Source organism: Pontibacter ruber (assembly GCF_023630205.1).
Taxonomy (GTDB): domain Bacteria; phylum Bacteroidota; class Bacteroidia; order Cytophagales; family Hymenobacteraceae; genus Pontibacter; species Pontibacter ruber.
The window spans coordinates 853,232-868,974 of the sequence record NZ_JALPRR010000001.1 but is presented as its reverse complement, the minus strand read 5'-3'; the positions used below and the strand labels follow the sequence as shown (position 1 = coordinate 868,974).

13 protein-coding genes are annotated in these 15,743 nt (G+C 50.7%); 8 read left to right on the top strand and 5 right to left on the bottom strand.

From position 1 onward, the window contains the following. Positions 1-34: 34 nt before the first annotated feature. Complete coding sequence (mfd, locus tag MJ611_RS03840; RefSeq protein WP_250428130.1) at positions 35-3,406, bottom strand: transcription-repair coupling factor; 3,372 nt, start codon at positions 3,404-3,406, stop codon at positions 35-37. 458 nt (positions 3,407-3,864) lie between these two features. Here mfd and MJ611_RS03835 point away from each other — a divergent pair, with 458 nt between their 5' ends. Both MJ611_RS03835 and MJ611_RS03830 read left to right on the top strand, forming a co-directional pair. Further along, positions 3,865-4,407, top strand: coding sequence for a transposase (locus MJ611_RS03835; RefSeq protein WP_250428128.1), 543 nt, complete (start codon positions 3,865-3,867; stop codon positions 4,405-4,407). A gap of 94 nt (positions 4,408-4,501) precedes the next feature. Beyond that, positions 4,502-4,963 carry a YybH family protein gene (locus MJ611_RS03830; protein ID WP_250428127.1) on the top strand — a complete coding sequence of 154 codons (462 nt, stop codon included), beginning with the start codon at positions 4,502-4,504 and terminating at the stop codon, positions 4,961-4,963. A 219-nt stretch (positions 4,964-5,182) separates the two neighbouring features. Here the strand turns inward: MJ611_RS03830 and MJ611_RS03825 are convergent, their stop codons facing one another. Both MJ611_RS03825 and MJ611_RS03820 read right to left on the bottom strand, forming a co-directional pair. Then, positions 5,183-6,244 carry a J domain-containing protein gene (locus MJ611_RS03825; protein WP_250428125.1) on the bottom strand — a complete coding sequence of 354 codons (1,062 nt, stop codon included), beginning with the start codon at positions 6,242-6,244 and terminating at the stop codon, positions 5,183-5,185. Positions 6,245-6,353: 109 nt separating this feature from the next. Continuing rightward, entirely contained in the window at positions 6,354-7,286 is a 933-nt protein-coding gene (locus tag MJ611_RS03820) for a glutamate--tRNA ligase family protein (protein ID WP_250428123.1), read from the bottom strand. Between the two features lie 284 nt (positions 7,287-7,570). Here MJ611_RS03820 and MJ611_RS03815 point away from each other — a divergent pair, with 284 nt between their 5' ends. The 6 genes from MJ611_RS03815 (at position 7,571) to MJ611_RS03790 (ending at position 12,371) form a co-directional block, all read left to right on the top strand. After that, a complete protein-coding gene (locus tag MJ611_RS03815; RefSeq protein ID WP_250428121.1) occupies positions 7,571-8,101 on the top strand; it encodes a DUF2911 domain-containing protein in 531 nt (176 codons plus the stop codon). A 351-nt stretch (positions 8,102-8,452) separates the two neighbouring features. Then, the gene (locus MJ611_RS03810; protein WP_250428119.1) at positions 8,453-9,217 is read left to right on the top strand and encodes a sterol desaturase family protein; all 765 of its coding nucleotides are present in this window, start codon (positions 8,453-8,455) and stop codon (positions 9,215-9,217) included. A gap of 104 nt (positions 9,218-9,321) precedes the next feature. After that, positions 9,322-10,284 (top strand): DUF2157 domain-containing protein, encoded by a 963-nt coding sequence (locus tag MJ611_RS03805; RefSeq protein WP_250428118.1) that lies wholly within the window; start codon positions 9,322-9,324, stop codon positions 10,282-10,284. Next, positions 10,277-11,353 (top strand): DUF4401 domain-containing protein, encoded by a 1,077-nt coding sequence (locus MJ611_RS03800; RefSeq protein ID WP_250428116.1) that lies wholly within the window; start codon positions 10,277-10,279, stop codon positions 11,351-11,353. Before MJ611_RS03805 ends, MJ611_RS03800 begins: the two co-directional genes overlap by 8 nt. Beyond that, positions 11,343-11,858 (top strand): GDYXXLXY domain-containing protein, encoded by a 516-nt coding sequence (locus MJ611_RS03795; protein ID WP_250428115.1) that lies wholly within the window; start codon positions 11,343-11,345, stop codon positions 11,856-11,858. The genes MJ611_RS03800 and MJ611_RS03795 overlap by 11 nt, the downstream gene beginning before the upstream one ends. A gap of 216 nt (positions 11,859-12,074) precedes the next feature. Then, positions 12,075-12,371 carry a hypothetical protein gene (locus MJ611_RS03790; RefSeq protein ID WP_250428113.1) on the top strand — a complete coding sequence of 99 codons (297 nt, stop codon included), beginning with the start codon at positions 12,075-12,077 and terminating at the stop codon, positions 12,369-12,371. A gap of 171 nt (positions 12,372-12,542) precedes the next feature. Here MJ611_RS03790 and MJ611_RS03785 read toward each other — a convergent pair whose 3' ends face one another. Continuing rightward, a complete protein-coding gene (locus MJ611_RS03785) occupies positions 12,543-13,079 on the bottom strand; it encodes a YfiT family bacillithiol transferase (protein WP_250428112.1) in 537 nt (178 codons plus the stop codon). A gap of 100 nt (positions 13,080-13,179) precedes the next feature. Next, complete coding sequence (locus tag MJ611_RS03780) at positions 13,180-15,558, bottom strand: TonB-dependent receptor (RefSeq protein ID WP_250428110.1); 2,379 nt, start codon at positions 15,556-15,558, stop codon at positions 13,180-13,182. Positions 15,559-15,743 lie beyond the last annotated feature (185 nt).

Below are 15,743 nucleotides of genomic sequence, written 5' to 3'. Positions count from 1 at the left end.
TGCTCTGCTAACAGTCCGAACCTGCTGCTTCAGCTCAGGCAGATGTAACCTCGGCTACGCCAAATCCTTCAAACACTTCGCGGGCATCAGCTATACTCTGGATGTCCTCCACGATCACGATGAGCTTGTCTTTGGCTTCTTTCAGGCGTGAACGGCGTGAATGCTGTTGCACATACTTTAATATATGGCCAAAAGTATCTGACTGGAAATACTTGTCGTTGTTCTCGCTTGGCAGGTAACCTTTCATTACTTCTTTCTTGATCGTCAGTTTTTCGAAGCCAAGCTGCTGTGCCTGCCATCTTAGCTTCACGATCTCGATCAGTTTCTGCACCTCTTCCGGAAGCGGACCAAAGCGGTCGATTATACTTGCACGAAGTTTCTCCAGCTCCTCCAGATCTTTGGTGCTGTCGAGCTTGCTGTAGAGGTTGAGTCGCTCTGAAATGTTGCCGACATAGGTATCCGGTATGAGCACCTCCATGTCAGTCTCGATATTACAGTCGCGCACCGGTTCCACAAACTCGGCCAGGTTATCTTTCAGGAACAGGTCACGGAACTCGGTTTCCTTCAGCTCCTTGATAGCATCGTCGAGTACCTGGTGGTACATCTCAAAACCAAGGTCGTTGATAAAGCCGCTTTGCTCGCCGCCCAGCAGGTTACCGGCACCCCGTATGTCCAGGTCGCGCATGGCAATTTTAAAGCCTTCGCCCAGGTCGGAGAACTCTTCGAGCACGCTCAGGCGCTTGCGGGCATCGGTTGGCAGACCGGCTACCGGTGGGGTGAGCAGGTAACAGAAAGCCTTCTTGTTGGAGCGGCCCACGCGGCCCCGCATCTGGTGCAGGTCCGACAGACCGAACATATGTGCCCGGTTAATGATGATGGTGTTGGCATTCGGGATGTCCAGGCCCGACTCGATGATGTTGGTTGACACGAGCACGTCGTACTCGCCTTCCACAAATTTCATCATGCGCTTTTCCAACTGCTCGCCGTCCATCTGACCGTGGGCGTAAGTTACCCGTGCGTCTGGTACGAGTCGCAGGATCATATCGGCCATCTCTTCGATATCCTTGATGCGGTTGTGCACGAAGAATACCTGCCCGCCGCGCTTCAGCTCGTACATCACCGCGTCTCGAATGAGCAGCTCGTCGTACACGTGCAGCTCGGTTTTTACCGGCTGGCGGTTTGGTGGCGGCGTAGCGATTACACTCAGGTCGCGGGCACCCATCAGCGAAAAGTGCAGCGTACGCGGAATAGGTGTGGCGGTCAGTGTCAGGGTATCCACGTTCACGCGCATTTCCTTCAGCTTTTCCTTCGTCTTCACGCCGAACTTCTGCTCCTCGTCCACAATCATCAGGCCCAGGTCCTTAAACTGCACGTCCTTGCTTACAATGCGGTGTGTGCCGATGAGAATGTCCACTTTGCCTTCGGCTACACGCTTAAGCGTATTCTTGATATCCTTGGCCGTCTTAAAGCGGTTGATGTAATCCACTGTTACCGGGAACTGCTCCAGTCGGTCGCGGAAGGTTTTGAAGTGCTGCATGGCCAATACTGTGGTTGGCACCAGCACCGCCACCTGCTTGCCGTCGCAGGCCGCTTTGAAAGCGGCACGTATGGCTACTTCGGTCTTACCAAAGCCCACGTCGCCGCACACGAGGCGGTCCATCGGGTGCGGCTGCTCCATGTCGGCCTTCACGTCTTCGGTAGACTTTGCCTGGTCCGGTGTGTCTTCGTAAATGAACGACGATTCCAACTCGGCCTGCAGGAAGCCGTCTTTGCTGTAGGCATAGCCCGGCGCAGCCTTTCGCTTGGCGTATAGTTGGATGAGCTCGGCAGCGATATCCTTTACCTTGCTCTTTACTTTCTTTTTCTTGTTCTCCCACTCCGGCGAACCCAGCTTGCTCATGGTCGGCGGTCCGCCTTCCTTGCCGCTATACTTCGAGATCTTATGCAGCGAGTGGATAGAGACATACAGCAGATCGTCGTCGCGGTATACCAGCCGGATGGCTTCCTGCAGGCGTCCACCCACTTCTACTTTCTCCAATCCGGCAAAGCGGCCAACGCCATAGTCCATGTGGGTGATGTAGTCGCCGGGCTGCAGCGTGCGCAGCTCCTTCAGCGTCATGGCCTTGTTCTTGGAGCGGCCTTCTTTGGCTTTGTGCTGGTAGAAACGGTCGAAGAGCTGGTGATCGGTATAACAGGTGATTTTAAGCTGATCATCTATAAAACCTTCGCGCAGCGACACCGGCAGGTGCTGGAAACGCACGTCATGGTCCAGCTCGTCGAAGATGGTGGTCAGGCGGCTGATCTGGCGCGGCGATTCGGTAGCAATGATGTTGACAAAACCTTTGCCCTGTTGTTCGTGCAGGTCTTTTACCAGCCGGTTAAAATCTTTGTTAAACGACGGCTGCGGTTTGGATTGCAGTTGCAGTACTTCGGCCTCTTTGTAATTAAAGCGTTTGCCAAATTCTACAATACTGAACTTCTCGAGCAGCTTCTTGAACTGCTTCGGCGTCTGGAACAGTTGCTCCGGATCGGACACGATCTGGGTGCCGCCGCTACCCGCCATCAGCTTCTCAAAAGCATGCGAAGCCTTGTCGAAATATTCATCGATCACATCCACCGTCTGGCGCACATCCTTGAACCAGATGGTCGTGTTCTTCGGCAGAAAGTCAAGGAATGCCTCGCGTTTTTCCTGCAGCAGTTTGGTCTGCACGTTGGGTATGATCGAGATCGCCTTCTTCGTCTCCACCGACAGCTGCGTGTCGGGGTCGAAGGTTCTTATACTTTCTATTTCATCTCCGAAAAGCTCGATGCGGTAAGGCAGGTCGTTAGCGTACGAGAACACGTCGACAATGCCGCCACGCACGGCATATTGGCCCGCTTCGTACACAAACTCCGTCCGCTCAAAGCCATACTCGGTCAGCATTTCGCTCAGGAAATTGGTGTCGAGTTTTTCGCCTACCTTGGCACCCAGCGTGTTTTCCACCAGCGACTTTTTGTTGATCACCTTCTCGGTCAGCGCCTCGGGGTAGGTCACGATCAGCTCACCTTTGTCGGATTTGCTGTTGAGGCGGTTGAGCACCTCGGCCCGCATAAGAATGTTGGCGTTTTCGGTATCGTCGAAACTATAAGGACGCTTGTAGGAAGTCGGGAAAAGCATGACTTCCTTCTCCTCGCCCAGCAGGTTTTTAAGATCGGTATAAAAATAAGCCGCCTCCTCTTTGTCGTGCAAAACGAAGAGTTGGTGCTGCGGATTCAAGGTATAAACTGCCGAGGCCAGCACGGCGTCTAAACTGCCTGTCATGCCTTTTAGCTGTAGGCGGTAGGGCGTATCTGCTTTAAGCCGTTCGGCGATGGTTTGCACCATGCCGTCGAGGCGGTACAGTTCTAAAAAATCAGTTACTTTCATTCAGGTATATCACGAAACAACAAAGGCAGAACACAGGACTTTTGTCAAGTCGCGTTCTGCTGTTTTCTTCTTTACAAAGATACTACAAGTTAATGTTTTATCAGAACTGTGTGGGAGGAGAGAAGGTTGCGGTCGTGAATAGAATATGTTGAATAAGGTAAGCTTGTAGGGAAGAGAGTTTAGTGTCGGCGCAATTTCAGTATACTTTGTAAGTAGATTAACCCAATACTTCCTGTAGGGACAGGTCATAACCTGTTCGAATCGTGCACAGGCAATCGTTCCCGAAAAATTTATCTGAACTAGGGTATGCAGGATTATTAGATTGACAGGATTTGATATTGGCGCTCTATCCATTGTTGTTTCATCGTTCAGCCTATCGCGCGGACAGGTCGCGACCTGTCCCTACAGGGTGATTTTGTATCTAATACAAATATATTCTGGTGCCGTATACTTCTCTCATGAAATGGCCGGATCGGAAGCTGAACAGGTTAAATGGCTTTGACTACAGCCGGGATGCGTTATACTTTGTGACATCCTGTGTGCAGGATAAAGCCTGTGTTTTTGGGGAAGTGGTGAACGAAGAAATACAGTTGAATAAGTATGGCTGCATTGCAGAGCAGCAATGGAACTGGCTTGAAAAGCAATATCCCTATGTGGTGCTTCATGCTTTTGTGGTAATGCCGAACCACGTGCATGGCATTATCGAAATTGTCCGCGAACTTGTAGGGACAGGTCGCGACCTGTCCGCGCGACGGCCGGATGATGAAACGAATACTGCTGCGTTCACCATTCAAAAAATTAAATCGCTGTCCGAATTAATAGGCGTTTATAAGACTACTACTTCTAAGCTTATTCGCGCCGCAGGACTTACAGACTTCGCTTGGCAGCGCTCTTTCCACGATCATATCATCCGAAGCGATAAAGCTTATTTTAGGATCAAAGATTACATTTTGAGCAATCCTGAAAAGTGGCCGGAAGATGTGTTTTACCAGCAAGTATAAATCAGATCAATTTATACTTCTCCTCTCATTTATATTAAGAAATCTGCATATTTGCTGCACATAATCAATACTTCTACATCTACCACTACACAAAATGAAACTATCCCTTGCTATCAATTGCTGTGCTATACTTGCAGCAGCGCTATTAGTTACTGGCTGCAATACAGCTGAAACTGCTGTAAAAGAAGAAGCTAAAGCAGATTTTACACAGGTGCTTCCGACGCTTAAAGCCATTACTGCTGACTGGAACAAAGGCGACCTGGACAATTTTATTACTGTTTATGACAGCACAGCTACTTTCATGCTACCGAAAGGTCCGGTAGGGGTGAACGAAATGAAAGGCTACTATCAGGAAGCATTTACAGAAACCGGGACGCCTAGTTCAACTTTAAGCTTCGATAGCCTGGAGATGAAGCCGCTGGGCAACAGCCATGCTTTGGTAACAGGTCGTTATACTTTAACAGCTCAGGATTCCTCAAAGCAAAGCGGCCGCTATACCTTGGTATTTGAGCACTCTGATAAGGGCTGGAAAATACTTCACGATCATTCTAACTAAATGTATAAACCTGCACCCTTTCCTGTTAAAAGACAAAGGGTGCAGGTTGTTTATACTTCCTATGCCGCAAGTTTAGCTTTAGCGCAACTTGTGGCTTTTCATTGAGCCAGTTTGTAACTGGCGATATACTCATTTTATACTTTCGCCAGTTATAAACTGGCTGCCATGCTATACCACCAGTTACCGCTGCGCTCAAACTGGCGGTAGACTTAACTTTACCTACTTCAAAATCACCTTTATCATTTGCGGATCATCCTGCAGGGTGCGGACATTTTGCTTTAGCTGCTCCAACTCACGGTTCAGGTCTTCTTTGGCTGATTTAAATTTCTGGTCCATTTGCTTGGGTGAGCCGCAGAAGCGGGTGTAAAAGCCGGCATCGGGACCAGTAGCCAAATTATGAAACTCTGCCTTTAGCTCATCCAACTGGTCGGTCAAGATCTTAACATAGTATTGCAGTTGCTCGTCGGGGAGTGTGTCCAGTGCCTGGCCTTGTTCCTGCATGAACTCCATTTGCAGGCGCAGCAGCTCGAAGAAATCGTCGTGGTGGTAGGCCTGGGTAATGCGTTTCATGGCTTCTTCTTTCCAGGCGCGTTTGGTTGGGTCCTGCTCTTTGTCGGGGTGTAGCTGCTTGGCGAGGTCGGTGTAAACACGGCGGCTGGCCTTGCTGATGTTGCTGAGTTCGGCTTTTGCCCTGGCTTCTTTCTCTCTTTGCGCTTTGGTTTTGCGACTTTTCTGACGATTTTGCTTTTCCTGTTCGCGCTGCTCCTGTTCCCGGTCCAGCTTTGCCTGTATGCGCTCAAGATCGTCCAGGTCTTCTAAGTCGTTATCTATAGTTGGCTCGTCATCAAGTATAGCCTCATCAAAATCCTCTGCGGCAAAGGAGGTACGTTCTGCATAGGTAAACTCAGCGTACTTGTCGTGCAGCTCGATCATATCTTGGCGCTCATAGTTGGAGATCAGGTCGAAGGTGATGTTCTCGATAAGCGCGGCCAGTTTTTCTTTTTCGCGGAAGCTGAAGACAGGAAGCGGGTAAGCCTGGTCCAACAGGTGCACTAACTCCACACGTTTCTCCAGTTGCTGCATGATGATAGGGCGCAACTCCTTTTCTATCCGCTTCTGGGCCAGGTTTATACTTTCTCGCCTTTTGGCTATTTCATGTTTAAGCTGCTCGATCTGCTCTGTTTTCTGGTTGAACTCCTGCTGTAGCTTGCTCAGCTTTCGCTCGTCTGAAGCAGCGATCTGTGGGGTAAGATTAGGAGCAGGTTTGTTGGATTCGGGCATGGGGAAAATGTGAATAGTATAAAGTATAGGTTATATGAGCAGTAAAAGATACGAAAGTATACTTTTTGAACGTGCGGAGAAGGTATGCAGGTAGTAAAAGCTGTAAGTATTATACCTGCTCTACATGCCGGGGCAAATCCTCTAACCGAAACCGCTGCAGAAAGCTTTGCGCATCGGTTATGCCTTCTGCTTTCCAGCCCAACGTATCCGCTATTTTTTTCCAGAGCCCTTTGGAAGTAAGCCCTGCCTTTCGCATTTCAGTAACCGAAAGGGCATCATCCGACTTCGATAGTTTGTTGCCTTCGCTGGTGCGTATAATGGGGTGGTGCACAAACTGCGCTTTTGTAAAAGCTGTTGCCCCAATCTGCTGCGCCAGGAACAGCTGCGCGGCTGTGGAGATCATCAGGTCCTCGCCACGTACGACCAGGTTGATGCCCATCTGCAGGTCGTCGCAGATCGAAGCGATCTGGTAAGCCGGAATGCCATCTTTGCGGCGCACCACAAAATCGGGCATTTCCAGCGCCAAGGGCACGGTGCAGTTGCCAAGAAGCACATCCTGAAAGGTAATGACCGTATCTTCCGGAATGCGGATGCGCCAGGCCGCATTGGGCGTGTCTAAAGGGAGTTGCTCGTTGCGGCAGGTAAGCGGATAAATGCCCTGAGGTGAAAGTGCCGCGATCTGGCTACGGGAACAGGGGCAGGCGTAGATCATACCTTGCCGCACCAGTTCATCCAGCAACTCATTATAGGCAGGCAGGCGCAGGTGTTGTGAGTAATGCTGCTGAAAATCTGTGGGGCTGCGGGGACCCTCGTCGTAGTCGATGCCCATGAAATCCAAGGTGTCGAAAATATCCTGCAGGTATTCGGGGCGGGAGCGGGTGTTGTCCAGGTCGTCGATGCGCAGGGCTACGGTACCGCCTTGTTTGCAGGCCAGGGCCCAGGTGATGGCAAACGACAGCACGTTGCCCAGGTGCAGGTAACCGCTCGGGGTAGGCGCTATTCGGGTTCTGACCGTAGGTTTGTTTTCAGGCAGCACGTTCACGTCTCTTCTGCTTACCGGTTAAAGCTTTGCTGTATTATAATGTGTAAGGCAAGTTACTAATTTCATCATGTTTAATAAACGGGTTAGCTACAGGATCTGCAGGGTTAAGGGTACTTTGTAGTAATTTGTATGATCCAAAGATAACTCTGCAGCCAGGCAAGAACGTATAAAGCAACCTGAAAGAAGCACAAGTCCCGTAAGAGCGTGTAATAAGTTGATTTATACTTCGTTTGTTAATACGAATCCCTTTCTTCTGCCAAATCTTAAATCAAAATAAATTTACTATGAAGAACACTCGTTTGCTTACTTCGTTTGTCATGCTGTTTATCTGCATGCTGGTAACTACAACGGCCTGGGCACAGGGGCAAAAACAAAAGGCCAGCCCTGCTGATTCTACCTCCGGTAAAATAGGCACCGCTACCATCACCATCAATTACAGCAGCCCGTCAGTGAAAGGCCGTACCATTTGGGGAGAGCTGGTGCCTTACGGAAAAGTATGGCGTGCCGGTGCCAACGAGGCTACCCGCTTCACCACAGACCAGGACATCATGGTAGCGGGCAAGCTGCTGCCGGCAGGTACCTACAGTTTCTACACCATTCCGAACAAAGACCAGTGGACCATTATCTTTAACAAGACCGCCAGGCAGTGGGGCACGGAGTATGACCAGAAGCAGGATGCCTTGCGCGTAACGGCTAAACCCCGCACAGGTGCCCCTATGAGTGAGCGACTGACCTATGCGATTACTAAAGATGGCATGGTGTTGCGCTGGGAGACTCTGGAAGTACCTGTTCCGATAAAGCCTGCCAAGAAGTAAGGCATACTTTATACTTTTAAGCCCCTGCTCCGGGTGGTTACAGCAACCACAGGGGCAGGGGCTTTTGTTTATCTTTTTATTTCCCTCGCCAGAGGCAAGCAAGGGCATTTTATAGTATAAATTTACCAGAATGAAACGCCTCTGTCTACCCCAGAGGTTAAGCTTTCGGTACAGGCACACAAGATCCTTTCAGGATGACAGGAAAGGAAGTAGCGCCTTTATCTACGGTCAGGTTCTTTTGTTTAAGAGCAGAAAAAGCAGGCATTTCAAACTTATCTGGTAGGGCTATTTGTTTCGGAAGTAGCTGCTTTTTTATACTTTGGCAGCAGATTCCTTAAGTATAGCAAGCTCATGAAAAGCGATTTATACTGGTACTTTTATGCGCTCCTGGCGGTCCGTTACTTGGTGATAGCAGGCGTGGCTTTTCTGCTGTTTTATGTGCTTTACAAGTCGAAATTTTCCAGGCGCAAGATCCAGCGGCTCTTCCCGAGGCAGAAAGATTACGTGCGCGAGATTGGCTACTCGTTCCTCACCTTTTTCATTTTTGCGGCGGTAGGCATTGTACTGGGTTTGCCTGCCATTAAGCCTTATACCCAACTCTACAGCAACGTCTCAGAATATGGCTGGGGCTACTTTGCGCTGAGCGTGTTGCTGACACTCATCATCCACGACACGTACTTTTACTGGACGCACCGCCTCATGCACCACCCGCGATTATTCAAGTTGTTCCACCTCACGCACCATCGTTCTGTAAACCCCTCGCCGTGGGCGGCTTTTTCTTTCAACCCGCTGGAGGCCGTAGTAGAAGCTGGTATTATTATCTTAGTGGTGTTCCTGATCCCGATCCATGAATACGCTATTCTGGTGTTTTTGCTGCTGATGACCATCTACAACGTGTATGGGCACCTGGGCTATGAAATTTACCCGCAGTGGGTGGTAAACAGTCGTCTGGGCCGGTGGCTCAATACTTCTACCAACCATAACATGCACCACAAGTACTTCAGGGGCAACTATGGCTTGTACTTCCGGTTTTGGGACGAGCTGATGCACACCACACACCCGCACTACGACAAGACCCTTGCCAGCCTGGTAAGCCCGGAGCAGCGGCAAGCATAAATATAGGTTTTTCTGTATTTATTCCTGGATTTTGCTATGTTTGTTATGGCACAAAAGGCTTTGCTACAATTACATAGTCAACAGTAACCAGCGAAGATTGGTATATGAGGGAAAATCTCACCCGGGAATTAATCTACAGTATAGCCAGGCACAGCAACTGGCGTGCGACAGGTATAGGAGCCTGGCTTCGCAGGGAACAGGTATATGCCACTCCCCATGACTGGATAAAATTTCTCCGGCTTTTCCTGCTGGGGCTGGGCGGGAGCTTTCTGATTGCCGGCATCATCTTCTTTTTTGCCTACAACTGGGCCGACATGCACAAGTTCGTGAAGCTTGGCTTGCTGGAATTGCTGGTGATCGGCGTGACCCTGGCGGCTGTGTTTACGAAGCTGAGCAGTACTGTGAAGAACGTGCTGCTCACGGGCAGCACCATGCTGGTGGGGGTGCTGTTTGCCGTGTTCGGGCAGATCTACCAGACCGGTGCCAATGCGTATGATTTCTTTTTGGGCTGGACGATGTGCGTGGTGCTCTGGGTAGTAATCGCCCGCTTTCAGCCGCTCTGGCTCATTTTCCTGGCGCTGCTTAACACCACGTTTATACTTTACACGCAGCAGGTAGCCACGCACTGGAGCTTTGCCGTGGTGCTGGACTTGCTCTTTATACTTAATGCGGCCGCGGTGGTTATCTGGGAAATGCTGGCTGCCAGAGGGCGTATCAACGTGCAGCACCGCTGGTTCCCGCGGATAGTTGGGCTCGCCGCTATTACAGCCATCACGGTAAGTATGATCTCGATCTTGTTTGCTAGTATTCGGGAGGATTACGGGCTGGCCTATCTGCTTGGTGCGGCCATGTATGGCAGCGGGCTGTGGTATGGTCTTAGAGTTCGGGAGCTGTTCTATTTAACGGCCATTCCGTTCAGTGGCATTGCTTTCTTTACGGCGCTTCTGCTTAGGATCGGGGAGCAAGTTCCTGAGTTTATGTTCCTGCTGGCTACCTTGTTTGTAATAGGCAGCATTACCTTGTTGATACAGTACCTGGCAAAACTAAACAGGCAGTGGAATGGCTAACATCGAAGCACAAGAATTAAGAGAACTGCTGCAGGAAATTGCGCAGGAACAACCCGGCTTTACGTATGATGAAGCTGCCATTGCAGCCGATGTGGCGCAGTCAACTTCCCTGCTGAAGCGGCTGCCTGTTAAGGTGCTCACCATGCTGGGTGGCCTGCTGGCGATGTCTACGTTGCTGGGTTTTCTGTTTGCCGCAGGGCTGTATAATTCGTCTATTGGCCTGTTGATCTTTGGGCTGGGCTTCCTGGTAGGGGCGGAGGTACTGGTCCGCGTCGAGAAAACGTTCACGGCAGACGCCATCAGCGTGTCGATGAACATTGCAGGCTACGTGCTGCTTGCCATCGGAACGGGGCAAGTTACAAACAACAGCACAACGATAGCTCTGGTGCTGGCTCTTGCGGCAGTACTGGTGCTGCTGTTTACAGAGAATGCCATCTGTGTGTTTATCGCGGTGCTGGTACTCAACGGAAGTTTGCTGAGCCTGATTGTTATACACAAAGCCTACAACCTGTCGCATGCCCTGATTGCGCTGCAGGCGGCCGCACTTACGTACATGAGCCTGCAGGAACCAAAACTGCTGGCTACCTCGCCCAGAGTTGCGCTGCTGTTCGGCCCGGTCCGGATGGGGCTGGTGTTCTCGCTGGTCATCCTGCTGGGGCTGCTCGTGCACCAGAAGTTTCTCTCCACTTCCATTTCGCATTTCTGGATCTCTAGTATTATCCTGATAGGCTGTTTGCTGGTGCTGGTATATCATGTTCTGAAAGACAGCGCCATCACTGATAAAAGGACGCAGGCAGTTATTTATACTTGCTGCTGTTTGCTTTTGCTGCCAACCATCCAGACTCCTTCTGTGCCGGGCGCCCTGCTCGTGCTGCTATCCAGTTTTTACATCGGCCACAAGCCGGGCTTCTGGGTAGGGCTGTTGGCGCTGGCTTATTTCATCGTGCTTTACTATTATGACCTGAACATGACGCTCCTGGCTAAGTCGGGTGTACTTGTGTTGACAGGCGGCCTGTTTTTAGGTGGCTTGTATTTGCTGAACCGTTACCTGAGGAGCCATGCGGAATAACATCAAAAGTATAGTAGTGCTGGTAAACCTGGCTGTGGTGCTGGTATTTTTTAACTGGTCAGTTGTGGAGAAGGAGGTTATTTTGAAAGACGGGCAGCTGGTGCTACTGCAACTAGCCCCGGTAGACCCTCGCTCGCTTATGCAGGGCGACTTCATGCGTCTGAGTTACGCCATCAGCCAGACACAGGACATGGACAGCCTCAAAAGCCGTGGCTACGTGGTGGTGCGGCTGGATTCGCAGCAGGTGGCGCAGCTGGTTCGGTACCAGCCGCAAAAGGAACCGCTACAGGCCGGCGAACTGCTGATCAGGTACAGCAAAGGGGACTGGAGCCTGAACCTGGGTGCAGAGTCTTACTTTTTTGAAGAAGGGCAGGCTAAACAGTTTGAGCAAGCTGCCTACGGCGGACTTAAGGTAGACAATGACGGAAACAGCATACTGGTTGGTTTGTATGATAAGCACAGAAAGCTGATAGTGCCTGCAAGAGATAAGGAAGCTAAACAATAACAGATATAGCTAAAGAGATTACGAACAATGAAAGCTACTTTACACAGTTACAACACAGGACCTTACTTTGGAACAGCGGCCAGAGTATTCTGCTGGATTCTTACAGTTTGGGCCTTGTTCTCCGTTCTGGATGGCTCCCTGTTTGCCTTTCTGTTATTTCCTGCGGGCTTTATTACCCAATTTACGCATTATCGGGTAACATTTGATTTAGACCACATGACCTACAGGGAAGGTGTTAGTTTAGCAAGTATAACTTTCGGTAAAAAGCTGCCATTGCCCGGGATCGATTTTCTTTTTCTGAAAAAGAACAGGTATAGCCAGACGATAGAGTCCAGAGCATCCATGGCTACCTTTAAACGGGAAAAATTCGACGGATACATAAAGCTGTCTAACAACATAAAACTGCACCTGCTGCAGAAAGACAATAAAGAGAAAGCCCTTAAGGAACTGGAACAGATCGCCCAGGATTTACACGCAGAACTTCGTGACCTGACAGAGATGAAGTATTATTAACAGTTTCCTTATTGCTCCTGCCAGGTATAACTACAGGCACCTGCTCTTTATCGAATTTCTAAAGCGATGTAGCACGAAGAAAACTTTCGTTTCAGAAAGATAGCATTGCTCATAAATGCAGTGTGCTGCAAGTATGATTGTGAACACAACAGGCAGTGCTCAATCCAAACTTTACCAGCCTCTTCGCTTTTTGAGTTCCGTGATGTGTGCCAGGTGGTGCTCGCCGTGCCAGGCATAAAGCCCGATGTGCTGCCGTATGGTTTGTTCCCCATTCACCGGGTGTATGAATGTACGGTCCAGTTGCTCCGGCGTGAGGCTTAACATCAGCAGCACCCAGCGCTGGTGCAGCGCCTCCAGTAAATCCAACGATACTTCCGGAGCACTGAACTTGGCGTCGTGCAGCTCGGCCCAAGCCTCCTCGTCATAAGGTTTGATGGTGGGGCGGTCTTCGGTCAAGGCAAATTTCTGGCGAAGGTAGCCGTTCATGTGGCTGTCAGGCAGGTGGTGGATAACCTGCCGCACGGTCCAGCCGCCGAGGCGGTAGGGGGTGTCCAGCTGGTCCTTGGTCATGTCTTTCACGGCTGCCCGCACGCGGGAGGGCAGGTTGGCGATAGAAAGTATAAACTGGCCCAGCTTATCGGCGTCTATTGCCTGGGTAACGTCGTAATGGCCGATGGGGTATTTGTATGGGTCTGATTGCTCTTCCATAGGTATGTATCGTTTTTTAGTGCGTTTTGTAAAGGTAAAAAAAGGGCAGGTGCCGGTAAGCGTTCTGCCCTTTTTATTCTTGGTATAGTATACGTGATACTTAAAACTCTATTCTGTAATTAAGCATAGGTACAAGCCCCATTTGCCGGATAGTTTCTACATCGCCTTTTACCCGGTCATAGTATATGCCATACACATTCAGCCTGCCCGTCAGGTTTTGCAAGTCGAGCGAGAGGATGTAAGACGCTTTTGGTTTGTTTTTGCGATAGCTTACCCGCACATCCGTACGGAAATAGTCGGATGCCTGCAGGCTATAACGCTGGTCTTCCACCAGTACTTCCCGTACAGCTTCCCTTGATTTTTTCACATCTATCGGGGTATAGCGGTTGCCTCCGGCCCACATTACTTTCAGATTGGTGCCGATCAGGTTCTGCTTGCTGCTGCCAACCTTAAACTCCTTGCCGGCCAGGAAATTAACAATATGATTTCCGTTGAAGCGGGTGTCGCGCTCCACGCCGTCGGTGGCCGTATACTTCGATTCGTAAAGCGACGTAGTCAGCAGGAAGTAGTAGTTGTTGGTGAAGAATTTTTCCAGCGTCAGTTCCAGTCCGTAGTTTCGGCCGGTGCCTTGGTTCACCAGGCTGTCTGTAGTAAAGCCACGCTCGTGGTTTATGGCTGAGAAAGAACTGTTAGCTTCGGCTCCTACAGGTACGTTGTAGAGGTGCTGGTAATAGACTTCCGCTTTCAGGCGCAGGTCCTCGCGCAGCATTTGATCATAGCCCAGTACATAATGTGCGGCACGGGTAAGGTCCAGCTCTTTGTTTGGCTGCGTATAGGTATCGCGCTGCAAGCGCTGCTGTGCAAAATAGGTGGTCATGGCCTCGTGGCGGCTGTGCATGCCAAAGCCGGCACTAATTGAGCGTGCAGCATTTACCTGCCACTTCAGGCCCACGCGTGGTTCCAGGCTTGCGCTGCCGTTCAGGCCAAAGTACATGCTGTGCAGGCCCGTGTTCAGGGTGAGCTGCTCCGTGAGGCGGTACTTCCATTGGGCGTAACCCTGTGCCAGGTAGGTGTCACCGTTCTGGTCCACAAACCGGCCCTGCTGCCGGTCAGCATTCTGCCCCTCAGCAAACGCATCGTAGCCAAGCCGGCTAAGTATAACTCCTGTTCTGAACGTATGATGATTGCTGAGCTTGCGGTTGTACAAGGAGGAAAAGCGCACCGAAGTATAGGCAGCACGCTGGTTGTAGTAAGGAACAACGTCGAACTCGGTGGTGAGCGAATCAAACTGTATGCTGTTGCTGTTGGCAGATAGTACCAGCGATGACTCCACGTAATCGTCCTTGCCCAGGAAATACATGTGGGTGATGCCGGCTGCTCCCATGCTGGCTTTAAAACGATCATCAAAGCCATCCCAATTGCTTTCCCACTTCGTTACGTCCCTTTCTGCAAGGGAGGCCTGCTCGCTTAAACCCCCTAATCCCCAGAAAGAGAAAACGCCGGCTTTACGGGTGGGCAGGTATACTTTGTAGGAGAAGTCCTGGAACACAGGAGTGGCATCGCCTGTGATTTTAACACCCATTTTGTTGAGCATGGCAAGTGTGGAGTAGCGGTAGTTGGCCAGGTACGAAGCCTTGGAACCTGCCTTAAAAGGACCTTCGGCGGCAAAATCCACGCCCAGCACGCCAGCCTGCAGCGCATACTCGCGTTTTTCGTTGTTGCCGTTGCGCAGCCTGATGTCGAAGATGCCGGAAAGCGCATTGCCATACTCTGCCGGAAATGCTCCTGTGCTGAAGTCCGAATTGTCGAGCATGTTTACGCTCAGGATACTCACGGCCCCGCCTGCAGCGCCTTCTTCTGCAAAATGGCTTGGGTTGGGTACTTCGATGCCCTCTACGCGCCACAGCACGCCACGGGGCGAGTTGCCGCGCACCACAATCTCGTTGCTCATGTCCTGGCTGATGCCTACACCGGCATAGTTCTGGGCAGCGCGGGCAGGATCGTTTATGCTGGCGGCGTAGCGCTTGGTTTCTTCCACCGAAATAGAGCGCGTGCTGATCATGGCCATTTCGTTCAGCGGGTTGCCTTTTGCCTGTTCTTCGGCACTGATCACCACTTCCTGCAGCTTTTTAAACGACTCGCTCAGCCCGATCTGAAGTATAAGTTCCTTGCCCGAACCGACCAGCAGCTCCGGGATAACCTGCTCCTCGTAGCCCATGTAGCTGATGCGGAGTGTATGGCGGCCCAACGGAATTTTGTCGAGGCGGAAGGAGCCCTCAAGATCGGTGGTGGTACCGATGGCAGGATCAGTGGTAAGGATAGCAACGGTGGCGCCGATCAGCGGCTCCTGCGATTCCTTGTCGGTTATTTTGCCGCGGATGGTTTGGGAGAGTTGCTGCCCTGCTGACAGGTAGGGTAGACAACATAGCAATAGCAGCCACAGCACGCCTGTGGTGTTGCGTAAATAATTGGTACTCATAGTTTTATTTTTTTTGGTAGGATTGGTGGCGTTGTAAACAGGGCGCAAAGGTAAGAAATTCTGTAGTATTTATTCAAGAAGAACTATATATACAGGCAGAATGTATAGACGAGAAGGGCAAAGACTGATACCAACTGTGTATTTTTTATCCACGCCAGGCAGCCACTGCGTATGGAAGAACATAC